Source organism: Streptomyces sp. 6-11-2 (genome assembly GCF_006540305.1).
In the GTDB taxonomy this organism is placed as follows: domain Bacteria; phylum Actinomycetota; class Actinomycetes; order Streptomycetales; family Streptomycetaceae; genus Streptomyces.
This window is the reverse complement of sequence record NZ_BJOR01000001.1, coordinates 3,204,847-3,220,029: the sequence shown is the minus strand read 5'-3', so window position 1 is coordinate 3,220,029 and position 15,183 is coordinate 3,204,847. Positions and strand designations below refer to the sequence as shown.

The window sequence follows — 15,183 nt, the reverse complement described above, 5'->3', positions numbered from 1 at the left end:
CCAATCGGGGTCCGATCTCCGGGGTCCGGAGCGGATGTCGGTGCCGGGCTTTAGGCTGGCCGGGTGTCCAAATCGCCGGTGAGAGCGCAGGCCGAGGGGGCTGGGCGGGTGGTTGTACGTGAGGATTCCGCTGTGGGCGAACAAGGGCCCGACGATGGAACGAACATGGCAAAAGCGGCGAAAAGGGCACCCGTGAAGAAGGCAGTACCTCAGAAGAAGACGGCCCCCGCCAAGAAGGCCGTGGCCCCGAAGAAGGTGACGGTCGCGCCGAAGAAGGCCGGCGCCGCCGTCAAGAAGGTCGCGCCGGCGAAGACGCTCGCCCCGAAACCGCCGAAGAACGAGCCGCGCACGGCCCTGGTCCGCCGGGCCCGCCGGATCAACCGCGAGCTCGCCGAGGTGTACCCCTACGCCCACCCCGAGCTGGACTTCGAGAACCCCTTCCAGCTGCTGGTCGCCACGGTCCTGTCGGCCCAGACGACGGACCTGAGGGTCAACCAGACCACGCCCGCGCTGTTCGCCAGGTACCCCACCCCCGAGGACCTCGCCGCCGCGAACCCCGAGGAGGTCGAGGAGATCCTGCGGCCCACCGGCTTCTTCCGGGCCAAGACCAAGTCGGTGATAGGCCTGTCCAAGGCGCTGACGGAGGAGTTCGGAGGCGAGGTCCCCGGGCGGCTGGAGGATCTCGTCAAGCTCCCCGGCGTCGGCCGCAAGACCGCCTTCGTGGTCCTCGGCAACGCCTTCGGACGGCCCGGACTGACCGTGGACACACACTTCCAGCGGCTGGTGCGGCGCTGGCAGTGGACCGAGGAGACCGACCCCGACAAGATCGAGGCCGCCGTGGCCGCGCTCTTCCCCAAGAGCGACTGGACGATGCTCTCGCACCACGTGATCTTCCACGGCCGCCGTATCTGCCACGCCCGCAAGCCCGCGTGCGGTGCCTGCCCGATCGCCCCGCTCTGCCCGGCCTACGGCGAGGGCGAGACGGACCCGGAGAAGGCGGGGAAGCTGCTGAAGTACGAGAAGGGCGGCTTCCCGGGCCAGCGCCTCAAGCCGCCGCAGTCCTACCTGGACGCGGGCGGTAAGCCGGCACCGCCACTGGGGGCCGGATGACACCGGCGGAACGATCTAGATGCCATCGGGCGTTGGACACGGCAGGACGGCGAGGGGAACGGGGGTGGCGATGACGCGGGCGAGTGAGGCGAGCGGGACGCAGGGCGGCTCGGTGGCGCTCAGCACGGAGGGGCTGCCCGGCTGGCTCGGGCCGGTCGTGCGCGTGGCCGAGACGGTCCGGCCGGTCCAGCTGAGCCGCTTCCTGCCGCCGGAGGACGGCGCGGGGCGCCAGTCCGCCGTCCTGATCCTCTTCGGCGAGGCCGAGCGCGGACCCGAGCTGCTGCTCATGGAGCGGGCCGGGTCCCTGCGCTCGCACGCCGGCCAGCCGGCGTTCCCCGGCGGGGCGCTCGACCCCGAGGACGGCGACCCGCAGGGAGACGGCCCGCTGCGGGCCGCGCTGCGCGAGGCCGAGGAGGAGACCGGGCTCGAGCCGGACGGCGTCCAGCTGTTCGGTGCGCTGCCCCGGCTGTACATCCCGGTCAGCGGCTTCGTCGTCACACCCGTGCTCGGCTGGTGGCGCGAGCCCAGCCCGGTCGGTGTCGTCGACCCGGCGGAGACCGCACGCGTGTTCACCGTGCCCGTGGCGGATCTCACGAACCCCGACAACCGGGCCACGACCGTCCACCCCAGCGGCCACCGAGGTCCGGCATTCCTGGTCGAATCGGCCCTTGTGTGGGGCTTCACCGCCGGGATCATCGACCGCCTGCTCCACTACGCGGGCTGGGAGCGGCCCTGGGACCGCGGCAAGCAGGTCCCGCTCGACTGGCGGTCGTGACAGGGTGGGCACCGCGTCGGTGCTGCCGGGGGGCGGAACTCCAGGAGGACACAGGCCGACCTGGGGTGATCGGAACATGATGAGGCGAGGCTCGACGCGGTGAACGTGCTGGACATCCTGCTGCTGATCGCCGCCGCGTGGTTCGCGGTCGTGGGCTACCGCCAGGGATTCGTCGTCGGCATCCTGTCGGTGATCGGCTTCCTCGGCGGCGGACTCCTCGCCGTGTACACGCTCCCGGTCATCTGGGACGCGATGACGGACAACACGCCGGTCAGCACCACCGCGGCCGTCGTCGCGGTCATCGTCGTGATCGTCTGCGCCTCGGTCGGCCAGGCCTTGACCACCCACCTCGGCAGCAAGCTGCGCGTCTACATCACCTGGTCCCCGGCCCGCGCCCTGGACGCGACCGGCGGCGCCCTGGTCAACGTCGCCGCCATGCTGCTGGTCGCCTGGCTGATCGGCTCGGCCCTCGGCGGCACGACGATACCGACGCTGGGCAAGGAGGTGCGCAACTCCCGGGTGCTGCTCGGGGTCTCCGAGGTGCTGCCCGCCCAGGCCGACACCTGGTTCGCGGACTTCACCTCCGTCCTCGCGCAGAACGGCTTCCCACAGGTCTTCAGCCCGTTCGCCAACGAGCCCATCACCGACGTACAGCCCCCGGACCCGGCGCTGGCGAACAGCGCCGTGGCCCTGCGCGCCAAGCAGTCCGTCGTCAAGGTCATGGGCACCGCGCGCAGTTGCGGCAAGGTGCTGGAGGGCAGCGGCTTCGTCTTCGGAAACCGCCGCGTCATGACCAACGCGCACGTCGTGGGCGGGGTCGACGAACCCACCGTTCAGATAGGCGGCGAGGGAAGGAAGTACGACGCCAAGGTCGTCCTGTACGACTGGCACCGCGACATCGCCGTGCTGGACGTGCCCGACCTGAAGGCGCCGGTCCTGAAGTTCACCGGCACGGACGCGCGCAGCGGCGACGGCGCGATCGTCGCCGGCTTCCCGGAGAACGGGTCGTACGACGTCCGTGCCGCGCGTGTACGCGGGCGCATCACGGCCAGCGGCCCGGACATCTACCACCGCGGCACCGTGCGCCGTGACGTCTACTCGCTGTACACGACCGTGCGCCAGGGCAACTCCGGAGGGCCGCTGCTCACGACCGACGGCAGGGTGTACGGCGTGGTGTTCGCCAAGTCCCTCGACGACGCCGACACCGGCTACGCGCTCACGATCGACGAGATCCAGCAGGACATCGCGCAGGGTCGTACCGCGAACCAGCAGGTGGGCAGCGACGACTGCGCCCTGTAGGCCGGGCCCGCCGGTGCCGGGTCAGCCGCGGCTGTGACGCAGGCGTACTGAGACCCAGCGCGCTCGGCGGCGCAGGATGCGGGGAATGCCCACCCGTGGGTCCGTGTCCGTCAGCTGCGGAGCTCCGCGCTGATGGGAGTTGGGACCGCTCACCGAACGGCGGGTGCGTGCTACGTCGTTGTAGTCGTGCGTCCAGCCCATACCGGGACGTCTGCCCCCGCCCCAAGGTCGATAACCGCCCGCGGACTCCCCAATTGGCCTATGCGCCGGGCAATTGGCAGTTCGCAGGACAGCCGCTCACGTTCGGATACCGGGCGCGTCGGCCGGGTCACCGATCCGGCTCGGGGTCTTTCAGCCAGTTGACCAGCTCCGTCGAGAACGCCACCGGGTCCTCTTCATGCGGGAAGTGGCCGAGGCCGTCGAAGAGGCGCCAGCGGTAGGGGGCTTCGACGTACTCGCCCGAGCCGGCCGCGCTGCGGGTGCGCTGGACGGGGTCGAGGGAGCCGTGCAGGTGCAGCGTCGGCACGCGCACGGGCCGCTTCATCCGGCGGTAGAACTGGATGCCGTCGGGCCGGGCCAGGGAGCGCACCAGCCAGCGGTACGGCTCGACGGAGCAGTGCGCCGTCGAGGGGATGCACATGGCGCGGCGGTACGTCTCCACCGCCTCGTCGTCCGGCAGCCGCGGCCCCGACCAGTCCCGTACGAGCCGGGCCACCAGGGCGCCGTTGTCGGCGGTGAGCTGCCGCTCGGGGATCCAGGGCCGCTGGAACCCCCAGATGTACGAACTCGCCGCCGTCTGCCGGACGTCCCCGAGCATCGCCGAACGCCAGCGCCTGGGGTGCGGCATCGAGGCGACCGCGAGCCGCCGTACCAGCTTGGGGCGCATCGCGGCCGCCGTCCACGCCAGGTAGCCGCCGAGGTCGTGGCCGACCAGGGCGGCGTCCGGCTCGCCGAGCGAGCGGACCACGCCGGTGATGTCGAGGGCGAGGTTGGCCGGGTCGTAACCGCGGGGCGTACGGTCGCTGCCGCCCACGCCGCGCAGGTCCATCGCGACCGCCCGGAAGCCCGCGTCGGCGAGGGCGACCAGCTGGTGCCGCCACGTCCACCAGAACTGCGGGAAGCCGTGCAGCAGCAGGACCAGCGGTCCATCGCCGAGCTCGGCGATGTGGAAACGGGCGCCGTTGGCCGCGACGTCCCGGTGCGTCACCTTCCTGCCGCCGGGCAGGGCGATCCGGACGACCGGCGTCGATTGCGTCGAAGGGGTGGCGGGCTCCGTCATGAGGTCGAGCGTGCCACAGCCTCGATGGCCGCGGGGGAGCGGTCCTCCAGGGCGGCGGGCTCCGGGCGCGGGTGCGGCTTGGCCTTCTGGAGGACTCCGGCCGTCGCCTTCATGGACGCGGCGACCTTCTGCGGGCCCTGGCTCTTCTTCGCCTTCTTCGCGAGGAGCACACCGATTGCCCCCAGTACGCCGGCGATCAGGCAATTGGCCCCGAAGGACACCAGGAAGCAGAGGGCCAGGTTCCAGTTGGTCCAGGTGTGAACGCCGTACGCCAGCGCGAAGTTGAGCATCGGCAGGGAGAACAGCAGCAGCGCCCCGGCCAGGCTCAGCAGGCTGCCGCTGCCCAGGCCGCGCCTCACGTCCTTCTTCAGCTGGGCCTTGGCCAGCGCGATCTCGTCGTGCACCAGTGCCGACATCTCGGTGGTCGCCGTGGCGAACAGCTGGCCGATGCTGCGTTCGGTGCCGACCGGGTTGCCGTCGGGTGCACTCATCGCGGTCTTCCTCTCCTGCCTGACTCGGGACTGGTTCCGTCCGGTCTCTGTCCGGCTGCTGCCGCTGCCTGACTTCTGCCCGACTGGGAACGCTCCTGTCATTTGTACCGTCCCGTCAGATCATGCCGGACCGCCGTCCTGCTCGCCTGCCCTGCCCGGCACTTCGGCAAGCCGCCCGTCCTGTTCGGCGGTCTTCTCCTCGGCGAGCCGGCGGTGCTCGGCGGCCTTCCGCTCGTGAATCTCGGCCATGCGCAGGTGATAGGCGGGGTCGTCCTGCTCGTAGACGTCCGGGATCCCGTCGAGGTCGTCGTCCCGCTCCTCGGACTCGCACAGCCTCCGGTACCGGGCGTTGCGGATCTTCAGCAGGACGGTCGCCAGAATCGTCGCGATCAGGGAGCCGGCGAGGACGGATGCCTTGACCTCGTCGGTGAGCGCCGCGTCGCCGGTGAAGGCCAGTTCGCCGATGAGCAGGGAGACGGTGAAGCCGATCCCGGCGAGCGTCGCCACGGCGAACAGGTCGGCCCAGGCCAGGTCCTCGCTGAGCGACGCCTTGGTGAAGCGGGCGGTGAGCCAGGTCCCGCCGAAGATGCCGACCGCCTTGCCGACGACCAGTCCGAGGACGACGCCGAGTGTCTCGGGCCGGGTGAACACGTTGGCCAGCGCCCCGCCCGAGACGGAGACGCCCGCGCTGAACAGGGCGAACAGCGGCACCGCCAGGCCGGCCGAAAGGGGCCGTACGAGATGTTCGACGCGTTCGCCGGGGGAGGTCCTCTCGCCCTCGTGGGGGGCGCAGCGCAGCATCAGGCCCATCGCGACGCCCGCGATGGTGGCGTGGACGCCGCTGTTGTACATCAGCGCCCAGATGACCAGGGCGAGCGGCACGTACACGTACCAGCCGCGCACGCCCTTGCGCAGCAGCAGCCAGAAGACGACGAGACCGGCCGCCGCGCCGCCGAGCGCGGCGAAGTTCAGGTTTCCGGTGAAGAAGACGGCGATGATCAGGATCGCGAACAGGTCGTCGACGACGGCGAGCGTCAGCAGGAAGGCGCGCAGGGCGCTGGGCAGCGAGGTGCCGATGACCGCGAGCACGGCGAGCGCGAAGGCGATGTCCGTCGCGGTCGGCACCGCCCAGCCGCCGAGCGAGCCGTCCGAGACGAGGTTGGTCAGGGCGTAGACGACGGCCGGTGCCGCCATGCCGCACAGCGCGGCGATCACCGGCAGGATCGCGGCTCTGCCGTCCTTGAGGTCTCCGGCGACGAGTTCGCGCTTGAGCTCGATCCCGGCGACGAAGAAGAAGACGGCGAGCAGTCCGTCGGCGGCCCAGTGCTCCACGGAGAGGTTCAGGCCGAGGGAGGCGGGGCCGAGGTGGAAGTGTCCGACGCTCTCGTAGCTGCCGCGCAGGCCGGGGATGTTCGCCCAGAGCAGGGCGGCGACCGCGGCGAGGAGGAGGATCACACCACCGACGGTCTCGGTGCGCAGCGCGTCCGCCACGAAGTTCCGCTCGGGCAGGGACAGACGTCCCAGGAACTTGCGGGCTGGGGTGTCGGTGCGGGGCGCGGCCACGGGAACCTCCGGTCGGTGGGCATGACGGAACACATGCCGACCAGACTTCCCGGCGCACCTGAGGGTCGTTTTCTGTTGTGGTGTCCCGCCCACCCTACCCAAGGCGGCCGAGTCGGTCCGGCGTCTTTCCGCGGATGCGGGGATGCGGGGATGCGGAAGGGGCACCCGGCGCTGTCCCGCCGAGTGCCCCTTGACGCCGTACTCAGTCCTCGCCCGCCTTCCGGGCGTTCCCCGCTCAGTCCTCGCCGGGCGACGTGGGGAGCTTGGCCTGGATGAGGTCCATGACGGTGGAGTCGGTCAGCGTCGTGACGTCTCCGAGCTGCCGGTTCTCCGCCACGTCGCGCAGCAGGCGCCGCATGATCTTCCCGGAGCGGGTCTTCGGCAGCTCCGCCACCGGCAGGATCCGCTTGGGCTTGGCGATCGGGCCGAGCGTCGAGCCGACGTGGTTGCGCAACTCGCCGACCAGGGTCTCGGTCTCGGTGACCGCGCCGCGCAGGATCACGAACGCGACGATCGCCTGTCCGGTCGTCTCGTCCGCCGCGCCGACCACGGCCGCCTCGGCGACCGACGGGTGGGAGACGAGGGCGGACTCGACCTCGGTGGTGGAGATGTTGTGCCCGGACACGAGCATCACGTCGTCGACGCGGCCGAGCAGCCAGATGTCGCCGTCGTCGTCCTTCTTGGCGCCGTCACCGGCGAAGTACCGGCCCTCGAACCGCGACCAGTAGGTGTCGATGAAGCGCTGGTCGTCGCCCCAGATGGTGCGCAGCATCGACGGCCACGGCTCGGTGAGCACCAGGTAGCCACCGCCGCCGTTGGACACCTCGTTCGCCTCGTCGTCCACCACGGTGGCGGAGATGCCGGGCAGCGGCCGCTGGGCCGATCCGGGCTTGGCGGCGGTCACGCCCGGCAGCGGGGAGATCATGATTCCGCCGGTCTCCGTCTGCCACCAGGTGTCGACGACCGGGGTGCGGTCGCCGCCGATGTTCTTGCGGTACCAGATCCACGCCTCCGGGTTGATCGGCTCGCCGACCGAGCCGAGGATCCGCAGGGAGGACAGGTCGAACTTCGCGGGGATGTCGTCGCCCCACTTCATGAACGTACGGATCGCGGTCGGTGCCGTGTAGAGGATCGTCACGCCGTACTTCTGCACGATCTCCCAGAAGCGGCCCTGGTGCGGGGTGTCCGGCGTGCCCTCGTACATCACCTGCGTCGCGCCGTTGGCCAGCGGCCCGTACACGATGTACGAATGCCCGGTGACCCAGCCGACGTCGGCGGTGCACCAGAACACGTCGGTCTCCGGCTTGAGGTCGAAGACCGCCCAGTGCGTGTACGCCACCTGCGTGAGGTAGCCGCCGGAGGTGTGCAGGATGCCCTTCGGCTTCCCCGTCGTGCCCGAGGTGTAGAGGATGAACAGCGGGTGCTCCGCCTCGAACGCCTCCGGCGTGTGCTCGGCGGACTGCCGGTCGACGATCTCGTGCCACCACAGGTCCCGGCCCTCGGTCCAGGCGACCTCCTGGCCGGTGCGGCGGACCACGACCACGTGGTCGACGTTGTCCACGCGCTCGACCGCCTCGTCGACGGCCGGCTTGAGCGCGGACGGCTTGCCGCGCCGGTAACCGCCGTCGGAGGTGATGACGACCCTGGCGTCGGCGTCCTGGATGCGGGTGGCGAGCGCGTCCGCGGAGAAGCCGCCGAAGACCACCGAGTGCGTGGCACCGATCCTGGCGCAGGCCAGCATCGCGACCGCGGTCTCCGGGATCATCGGCATGTAGATCGCGACCCGGTCGCCCTTCCGGACGCCGAGTTCGAGCAGTGCGTTCGCGGCCCTGGACACCTCGTCCTTGAGCTCGGCGTAGGTGAGGGCGCGGTGGTCGCCGGGCTCACCCTCGAAGTGGATCGCGACGCGGTCGCCGTGCCCGGCCTCCACGTGCCGGTCGACGCAGTTGTACGCCACGTTGAGCGTGCCGTCCTTGAACCACTTGGCGAACGGCGGGTTCGACCAGTCGAGCGTCTCGGTCGGCTCCACGGCCCAGGTCAGCCGGCGGGCCTGCTCGGCCCAGAATCCCAGCCTGTCGGCCTTGGCCTGCTCGTACGCGTCCGCCGTGACGTTGGCGTTCGCAGCCAGGTCGGCGGGCGGCGCGAAACGTCGCTCCTCCTTCAGGAGGTTGGAGAGTGAAGAACGCTCGTTGTCTGCCATCGTCGCACACCGTCCCAGTGGTTTAGACCAATCAATGTGCCCGATTCTCCGAGGGCCCCAGGGTGTCGGTCAACCCCTCCCATCCTGACACCCGCTCATTCACGGGTCACGCACCACGATCCCTGGAGGTTCACTCCTGGAACGCTTTCTCGCTCGGAGTGTCCGATGCGTCGCTCAAGGTGAGGGGTGGCGCCGCCGTCTGCGGAGTCTCCGTCGCTGAGACCCGGGTGAAGGTCTCCTCGCCGTCCGCCCCCGTGAGCAGGTACGCCTCGGCCTCGCCCACATGAAAGTACATCCCGTGCAGTTCCAGCGTCCCCTCCCGCAGGGCGCGGGCCACCGAGTCGTGGGCGCGCAGGTGCTCCAACTGCTGTACCACGTTGGTGAGACAGAGCCGCTCGACCGCGTCGGCGGGCGGCCGCCCGGCCGGCCGGAGGTCGCGGCGGCCGTCGTCCGCCATCCGCTCCAGACTGGGCAACCCGTGCCGCAGCCACCGTCCGAGCGGCGTACGGATCTGGCCGGAGCCGGAGCCGGAGCCGGAGCCGGAGCCGGAGCCGGAGCCGGAGCCGGAGCCGGAGCCGGAGCCGGAGCCGGAGCCGGAGCCGGAGTCGGAGCCGGAGGTGGAGGTGGAGCCGGAGCCGGAGGTGGAGCCGGTGCCTGAGGCGAGGTCAGGGCCCGAGGCGAGGAGTGCCTGCATGGCCCCGCACCCGGAGTGGCCGCACACCGTGATGGAGCGGACCCCGAGCACGTCCACCGCGTACTCCACGGCCGCCGCCACCGAGTCGTCCTCGCCCTGTCCGGGCGGCGGCACGAGGTTGCCCACGTTCCGCACGACGAAGAGGTCGCCGGGACCACTGGAAGTGATCATCGACGTGACCAGTCGCGAGTCGGCGCAGGTCAGGAAGAGTTGGGACGGGCGCTGCCCCTCCCGCGCCAGCCGCGCCAGTTCCTCGCGCACCCGGGGTGCGGTGCTGTGCTGGAACGCGCGGATGCCGTGCGCCAGCCGGTGGCCGCGGTCGCCGGGTGCCGGTGCCGTGCTCCCGCACTGGTGGTTGCGCCAGGGCGTCCAGGGCCTGCAGCCGCACCGGACGCCGTCCGGCGCGGCGGGCTCGGCGATGCGGACCCCGGCGCGACGGCCGGTGAGTTCGACCGAGCCGCCCTGCGCGGTGTGCGTCCGCTGCCAGTCCTGAAGCGACTCGTACGCCGCGTGATCCATGAACGAGCCGTCCAGCCGGACGACCGCGGCGGCTCCCGGCGGCACGAGGTGCAGGGCCCGGCTGAGCCGCGGCACCGCGAGGAACGTCAACTGCCCTCGTACATGTACGTGATGGACTCCTTTCCGCTCCTCGTGCGTGATGCGGGTGCGGGTGAGGCGGCGCAGGGCGACGGTGACGGCGACGGCGATGCCGAGGGCCACGCCCTGGAGGACGCCGAGGACCGCAACTCCGAGGGCGGTGGCGGCGTACACCGGCACCTCCTGGTGGCGGGTCACCGTGCGGATGTGGTGCGGGGACACCATCTGGATGCCGACGGCCATCACCAGGGCGGCGAGCGAGGCGAGCGGGACGAACTCCAGTGCCGGGACCATCAGCAGCGCGGCGATCACTACGAGAACGCCGTGCAGCATCGTGGAGTTCCGGCTCACGGCACCCGCGCGCACATTCGCCGTGCTGCGCACGGCCACCCCGGCGACCGGCAGGCCGCCGAGCGCGCCGGAGACGACGTTGGCGGCGCCCTGGCCGAGCAGTTCCCGGTCCAGGTCCGAGCGGCCGACCCGGGTGGCCGGTCCGGCGCGGCCCGCGACCAGTTTGTCCACGGCGACCGCGCCGAGCAGCGACTGCACACTGCACACCAGCGTGGTGCCGAGCACCGCGGCGACGAGCCCGAGCGCCGGCCCCTGGGGCAGTCCGGCCAGGGCGTGGCTGCGCCAGGACGGCAGATCGACCCTGGGCAGCACCAGCCCGGTGAGGGAGGCGACGGCGGTGGCCGCGGCGACGGCGACGAGCGCGGCCGGCACCTTGCCCAGCAGGCGCCCCGCCCGCCCGGGCAGGCGCGGCCAGGTCAGCAGCACCGTCAGCGTCAGCGCGCTCACGGCGAGGGCCGCCGGGTCGAGACCGGTCAACTGGGCAGGCAGGGCACGGAGGTTGTCGAGCACGGAGCTCTGCGGGCTGCCGCCGAGGACGATGTGCACCTGGGCGACGGCGATGGTCACCCCGATCCCGGCGAGCATGCCGTGTACGACGGCGGGGCTGACGGCGAGCGCGCCGCGGGCCACGCGCAGGCAGCCGAGGGCGAGTTGGGCGAGACCGGCGAGAACGGTGACGGCGCAGGTCGTACGCCATCCGTAGCGCTGGATCAGATCGGCGGTGACGACGGTGAGTCCGGCGGCCGGGCCGCTTACCTGAAGCGGTGAGCCGCCGAGCCGTCCGGCGACGAGTCCGCCCACCGCGGCGGCCACGAGGCCGGCCCGCAGCGGGGCGCCGGTGGCCAGGGCGATACCGAGGGAGAGGGGCAGGGCGATCAGGAAGACCGCGACGGAGGCCGACAGGTCGGCGCCCGCGAGGTGGAAGCGGCGCGGTCGCCGGGGCGGGCTGTGGGGTGGGTGGGAACGCTCTGTGCGGGCGGACTTCGCGGTGTGGGCGGGGACGCAGGCCGGCATGTTTCCCGTCTCCTCGGGGTGGCACGGTCGCGGAACTCTCGACTGACTCGACTTTCGGCTGACTCAGCGGGACTTGATGGGAACGGCGGATCAATGCCGAGTAAAGCGATCGTAATGCCGCGTAAAGGCCACACCTCGATTGTCAACTCGAATGGGGCAGCAAATCACCTCGTCGAGTGAAGCGGGCTTTTTATCGGCTTGTCATGCTAATTCCTTTTCCGGTCCATGCGATCTTGACGGCGCTGTCGGCCCGTCCGGCACGTCGCCAGCACACGCCGTCTCGGCGTTGGACGAGAGAAGGAAGAAGGTGGGCGGAACATGGCCACCACCCGGAGGATCGCCGTGGGCGTCGCCGTCGCCGCGGTCTGCGCCTCGTCGCTCGCCGGTTGCGCGAGCGGCCCCGAGGCGCCGAGGCGGGGTGCGCCCGGCGCCCCTCGGAAGGGTCCGCAACTGCCGGGACACATCGTCCGCCTGATCGGCGACGGCTCCACCGCGTACACCGGGACGCAGCCGCACCTGCTCAGGCCGGAGCGGCTCAAGGCCGGTGAGAAGCCACCGCAGTTCGTCGTGTTCTCCTGGGACGGGGCGGGGGAGGACAGCCAGAAGCTGTTCTCCCGCTTCCGCGAGGTCGCCAAGGCCAACAACGCGACCATGACCTACTTCCTCAGCGGCGTGCACCTGCTCCCGCGGGGGAAGCGGGACCTGTACCGCCCGCCGCAGCACGCCCCGGGCAGCTCCGAGATCGGCTTCAACGACGCGCAGGGCATCGCCGACACAGTCGGGCAGGCGCGTCTGGCGTGGCTGGAGGGAAATGAGATCGGCACGCATTTCAACGGTCATTTCTGCGGCCTCGACGGCGGAGTCGGAACGTGGTCGGTCGACGAGTGGAAGAGCGAGATCGCCCAGGCCAAGCAGTTCGTGAAGACCTGGAAGTCCAACACCGGCATGAAGAACACCGCTTCGCTGCCCTTCGACTACGACAGGGAACTCATCGGCGGCCGCACCCCGTGCCTGGAGGGCCAGAAGAACTTCGTCAAGGCGGCGAGCCAACTGGGCTTCCGCTACGACAGCAGCGGCGTCAACAACCAGGTGTGGCCCAAGAAGAGGGACGGCCTGTGGGACCTGTCCATGCAGCTCGTGCCCTTCCCCGGGCACACCTTCGAGCAACTGGCCATGGACTACGACTTCATGGTCAACCAGTCCGGCACGCAGACCCAGGGCGACCCCGCCAAGTTCGACCACTGGGGCAACCAGATGCGCGACGGCCTGCTCAAGGGCTTCTACCGGGCCTACGACGGCAACCGCGCCCCGCTGGTGATCGGCAACCACTTCGAGTCCTGGAACGGCGGCACCTACATGCGCGCCGTCGAGGACGTCGTGAAGGAGGTGTGCAACAAGCCCGACGTGCGCTGTGTCTCCTTCCGTCAGCTGGCTGACTGGCTGGACGCCCAGGACCCGCGGGCCCTCGCCGAGCTGCGGACCCTCAAGGTCGGCGAGGCTCCGGCGCGGGGCTGGGCGTCCTTCCTGTCGAGCCGTCCGGCCCCGGCCCCCAAGGGCGTGCCCGGGGCACCCAAGCCGTAGCGGTGCTCACACCGGGGCGGTGACGCCCTCGCCGAGGACGAAGCCGGGGTCGATCTGCGCCGCGAGGTCGGCCCCGGTCCGCTCGTTTCCCCACGAGGCGGCGTTCTTCAGGTGGAAGTGCACCATCTGGCGGGTGTAGCGATCCCAGTCGCGCAGCTCGTACGTGGCGTCGGCGGCGACCTGGAGCAGGCGCAGCGCGCGGCGGTTGGCGTCCTCCAGGAACTCGAACCGGGGCGGCCGGCCCTTCTCCATGGCGCGCACCCAGTCGGAGTGCCCGACCGTCACGAGCAGGTCGTCCCCGACCTCGGCGTGCAGGAAGTCGAGGTCGTCCTGGCCCTGCACCTTGTTGCCGACGACGCGCAGGACGACCCCGTAGTCGCGGGCGTACTCCTTGTACTGGCGGTAGACGGAGACCCCCTTCCGGGTCGGCTCGGCGACGAGGAACGTGATGTCGAAGCGGGTGAACATGCCGGAGGCGAAGGAGTCCGAGCCCGCCGTCATGTCGACCACGGCGTACTCGTCGCGGCTGTCCACCAGGTGGTTCAGGAACAGCTCCACCGCCCCGGTCTTGGAGTGGTAGCAGGCGACCCCCAGGTCGGCGTCCGTGAAGGGGCCGGTGACCATCAAACGCGCGGCACAGCCGTCGAGTTCCACGGGGTGCGCGCAGGCGTCGTAGAGCGGGTTGTCCTCGCACAGGCGCAGCAGACGCGAGCCCTCGCCCGGCGGGGTCGTCTTGATCATCGTCTCGGTGGAGGTGATGCGCGGGTTGGTGCCGCGCAGGTATTCCTTGATCAGCGGCAGCCGGTCGCCCATCGCGGGCAGTGCGGCGGCCTGCGGCTCCTCCAGGCCGAGCGCGGCCCCCAGGTGCTGGTTGATGTCGGCGTCGATCGCGACGACGGGCGCGCCGGTGGCCGCGAGATGGCGGATGAACAGGGAGGACAGAGTGGTCTTGCCGCTGCCGCCCTTCCCGACGAAAGCAATTTTCATGTTCACGAAGCGTAGCGGTCCGGTTGCCCTGGGTGGTGGCGTGCGTGAAGAAGACCACTCCTTCGTGGGGCGGGGTGCTCGGGCCCGTAGGGTCGTACTCATGAGTACGACAGGAGCGGCCGCCGATCCTCCCCCAAGCTCTCGGACGAGCGCGAGCAGGGAGGACCCTCTTGCGGCCCTGGGCGCGCTGCCCGGTGTGGCCGGGTCCGTGGAGTCCGTGCGCAAGGCCGTGGACCGCGTGTACGGGCACCGGGTCATGCGGCGCCGGAGCAACGAGATCACCTCCGAGGCGGCGCTGCGCGGTGCGCGCGGCTCCGCGGCGCTGTCCGGTGCGGACTGGGCCCTGGAGGAGGTGCGCCGGCGCTCCGACTTCAGCGGCGACGACGAGGCGCGGGTGGTGGGCGCCGCCCTGAGGCTGACGGCCGAGGCCGGCCAACTGCTGTCCATCTGGCGGCAGTCGCCCCTGCGGGTGCTGGCCCGGCTGCATCTCGTGGCCGCCGCGAGCCAGGAGGGGGCGGTCGGACGGCCGCGTCAGGAGGGCGAGGATGTTGGTGAGCCACTGATCGAGCTGCCGCCGCCGGGCGCCGCGGACGTCTCCGGACGTCTGGAGGGCCTGTCGGAGCTGATCATCGCCGGCAGCTCCGCGCCCGCCCTGGTGACGGCGGCCGTGGTGCACGGCGAACTCCTGGCGCTGCGCCCCTTCGTCTCCCACAACGGGCTGGTCGCCCGGACGGCCGAGCGCATCGTCCTGATCGGCAGCGGTCTCGACCCCAAGTCGGTCTGCCCCGCCGAGGTCGGCCACGCCGAACTGGGCCGCGCGGCCTACCTGGCCGCCCTCGACGGCTATGTCTCCGGCACCCCGGAGGGCATGGCGGCCTGGATCGCCCACTGCGCAAGAGCGGTTGAACTGGGTGCGCGCGAGTCCACGGCGGTGTGCGAGGCGCTCCAGCGCGGGGCGGCGTGACGGACCCGGAAACAGGGTTGCGGCGGTACGAGAACTCGTACCGCCGCTGGCATGACCCCCGAGTTACCAAGCGTCCTCGATATGTCGCCCATCAGGTCGGGATCTTTGCCCGTCACCTGGTGCGGCTGGCCCGTAATCGACGGGTCGACGTCGCGTGGGTGCTCGGTGTTCATGCTCGGTCCGTGGGGCCAATTGAGCTTTAAAGGTGATCCTTTCGGATGTCCTTTGGTCTCGCGGGCCTTCGAATCCTTTGTACTGCAAGCGGGGGGCAAGCGGAA

Annotated in this window: 12 protein-coding genes; 5 read left to right on the top strand and 7 right to left on the bottom strand. The window is 71.0% G+C overall.

Annotated elements, in window-relative coordinates; genetic code table 11:
• Window positions 1–165: 165 nt before the first annotated feature.
• From nth to TNCT6_RS13810, 3 genes are all read left to right on the top strand, one after another.
• Window positions 166–1,110 (top strand): endonuclease III, encoded by a 945-nt coding sequence (nth, locus tag TNCT6_RS13820; protein WP_141359661.1) that lies wholly within the window; start codon window positions 166–168, stop codon window positions 1,108–1,110.
• 70 nt (window positions 1,111–1,180) lie between these two features.
• Window positions 1,181–1,885 carry a CoA pyrophosphatase gene (locus TNCT6_RS13815; RefSeq protein WP_141359660.1) on the top strand — a complete coding sequence of 235 codons (705 nt, stop codon included), beginning with the start codon at window positions 1,181–1,183 and terminating at the stop codon, window positions 1,883–1,885.
• Window positions 1,886–1,984: 99 nt separating this feature from the next.
• Window positions 1,985–3,184, top strand: a complete 1,200-nt coding sequence (locus tag TNCT6_RS13810; protein ID WP_141359659.1) for a MarP family serine protease — start codon at window positions 1,985–1,987, stop codon at window positions 3,182–3,184.
• 21 nt (window positions 3,185–3,205) lie between these two features.
• Here the strand turns inward: TNCT6_RS13810 and TNCT6_RS40820 are convergent, their stop codons facing one another.
• The 6 genes from TNCT6_RS40820 to TNCT6_RS13780 form a co-directional block, all read right to left on the bottom strand.
• Window positions 3,206–3,385 (bottom strand): hypothetical protein, encoded by a 180-nt coding sequence (locus tag TNCT6_RS40820; protein ID WP_141359658.1) that lies wholly within the window; start codon window positions 3,383–3,385, stop codon window positions 3,206–3,208.
• A gap of 127 nt (window positions 3,386–3,512) precedes the next feature.
• A complete protein-coding gene (locus tag TNCT6_RS13800; RefSeq protein ID WP_141359657.1) occupies window positions 3,513–4,463 on the bottom strand; it encodes an alpha/beta fold hydrolase in 951 nt (316 codons plus the stop codon).
• Window positions 4,460–4,954 carry a phage holin family protein gene (locus TNCT6_RS13795; protein ID WP_141359656.1) on the bottom strand — a complete coding sequence of 165 codons (495 nt, stop codon included), beginning with the start codon at window positions 4,952–4,954 and terminating at the stop codon, window positions 4,460–4,462. Before TNCT6_RS13795 ends, TNCT6_RS13800 begins: the two co-directional genes overlap by 4 nt.
• A gap of 120 nt (window positions 4,955–5,074) precedes the next feature.
• Window positions 5,075–6,517 carry a Na+/H+ antiporter NhaA gene (gene nhaA, locus TNCT6_RS13790; protein WP_141359655.1) on the bottom strand — a complete coding sequence of 481 codons (1,443 nt, stop codon included), beginning with the start codon at window positions 6,515–6,517 and terminating at the stop codon, window positions 5,075–5,077.
• A gap of 235 nt (window positions 6,518–6,752) precedes the next feature.
• Window positions 6,753–8,717 (bottom strand): acetate--CoA ligase, encoded by a 1,965-nt coding sequence (acs, locus tag TNCT6_RS13785; protein WP_141359654.1) that lies wholly within the window; start codon window positions 8,715–8,717, stop codon window positions 6,753–6,755.
• Between the two features lie 130 nt (window positions 8,718–8,847).
• Entirely contained in the window at window positions 8,848–11,373 is a 2,526-nt protein-coding gene (locus tag TNCT6_RS13780; protein WP_141359653.1) for a bifunctional SulP family inorganic anion transporter/carbonic anhydrase, read from the bottom strand.
• Window positions 11,374–11,691: 318 nt separating this feature from the next.
• Between TNCT6_RS13780 and TNCT6_RS13775 the strand changes: the two genes are divergently transcribed.
• Entirely contained in the window at window positions 11,692–12,954 is a 1,263-nt protein-coding gene (locus tag TNCT6_RS13775) for a hypothetical protein (RefSeq protein WP_141359652.1), read from the top strand.
• Between the two features lie 6 nt (window positions 12,955–12,960).
• Here the strand turns inward: TNCT6_RS13775 and TNCT6_RS13770 are convergent, their stop codons facing one another.
• The gene (locus tag TNCT6_RS13770) at window positions 12,961–13,941 is read right to left on the bottom strand and encodes an ATP-binding protein (RefSeq protein WP_141359651.1); all 981 of its coding nucleotides are present in this window, start codon (window positions 13,939–13,941) and stop codon (window positions 12,961–12,963) included.
• 100 nt (window positions 13,942–14,041) lie between these two features.
• Between TNCT6_RS13770 and TNCT6_RS13765 the strand changes: the two genes are divergently transcribed.
• Entirely contained in the window at window positions 14,042–14,905 is an 864-nt protein-coding gene (locus tag TNCT6_RS13765) for an oxidoreductase (protein ID WP_253266099.1), read from the top strand.
• The last annotated feature ends 278 nt before the right edge of the window (window positions 14,906–15,183 follow it).

Bases quoted from the DNA above. Each gene is read 5' to 3' on its own strand.
- acs (WP_141359654.1), bottom strand. From the start codon at position 8,717: ATGGCAGACAACGAGCGTTCTTCACTCTCCAACCTCCTGAAGGAGGAG.
- TNCT6_RS13815 (WP_141359660.1), top strand. From the start codon at position 1,181: ATGACGCGGGCGAGTGAGGCGAGCGGGACGCAGGGCGGCTCGGTGGCG.
- TNCT6_RS13795 (WP_141359656.1), bottom strand. From the start codon at position 4,954: ATGAGTGCACCCGACGGCAACCCGGTCGGCACCGAACGCAGCATCGGC.
- TNCT6_RS13765 (WP_253266099.1), top strand. From the start codon at position 14,042: ATGAGTACGACAGGAGCGGCCGCCGATCCTCCCCCAAGCTCTCGGACG.
- nth (WP_141359661.1), top strand. From the start codon at position 166: ATGGCAAAAGCGGCGAAAAGGGCACCCGTGAAGAAGGCAGTACCTCAG.
- TNCT6_RS13775 (WP_141359652.1), top strand. From the start codon at position 11,692: ATGGCCACCACCCGGAGGATCGCCGTGGGCGTCGCCGTCGCCGCGGTC.
- TNCT6_RS13800 (WP_141359657.1), bottom strand. From the start codon at position 4,463: ATGACGGAGCCCGCCACCCCTTCGACGCAATCGACGCCGGTCGTCCGG.
- TNCT6_RS13770 (WP_141359651.1), bottom strand. From the start codon at position 13,941: ATGAAAATTGCTTTCGTCGGGAAGGGCGGCAGCGGCAAGACCACTCTG.
- TNCT6_RS13780 (WP_141359653.1), bottom strand. From the start codon at position 11,373: ATGCCGGCCTGCGTCCCCGCCCACACCGCGAAGTCCGCCCGCACAGAG.
- TNCT6_RS40820 (WP_141359658.1), bottom strand. From the start codon at position 3,385: ATGGGCTGGACGCACGACTACAACGACGTAGCACGCACCCGCCGTTCG.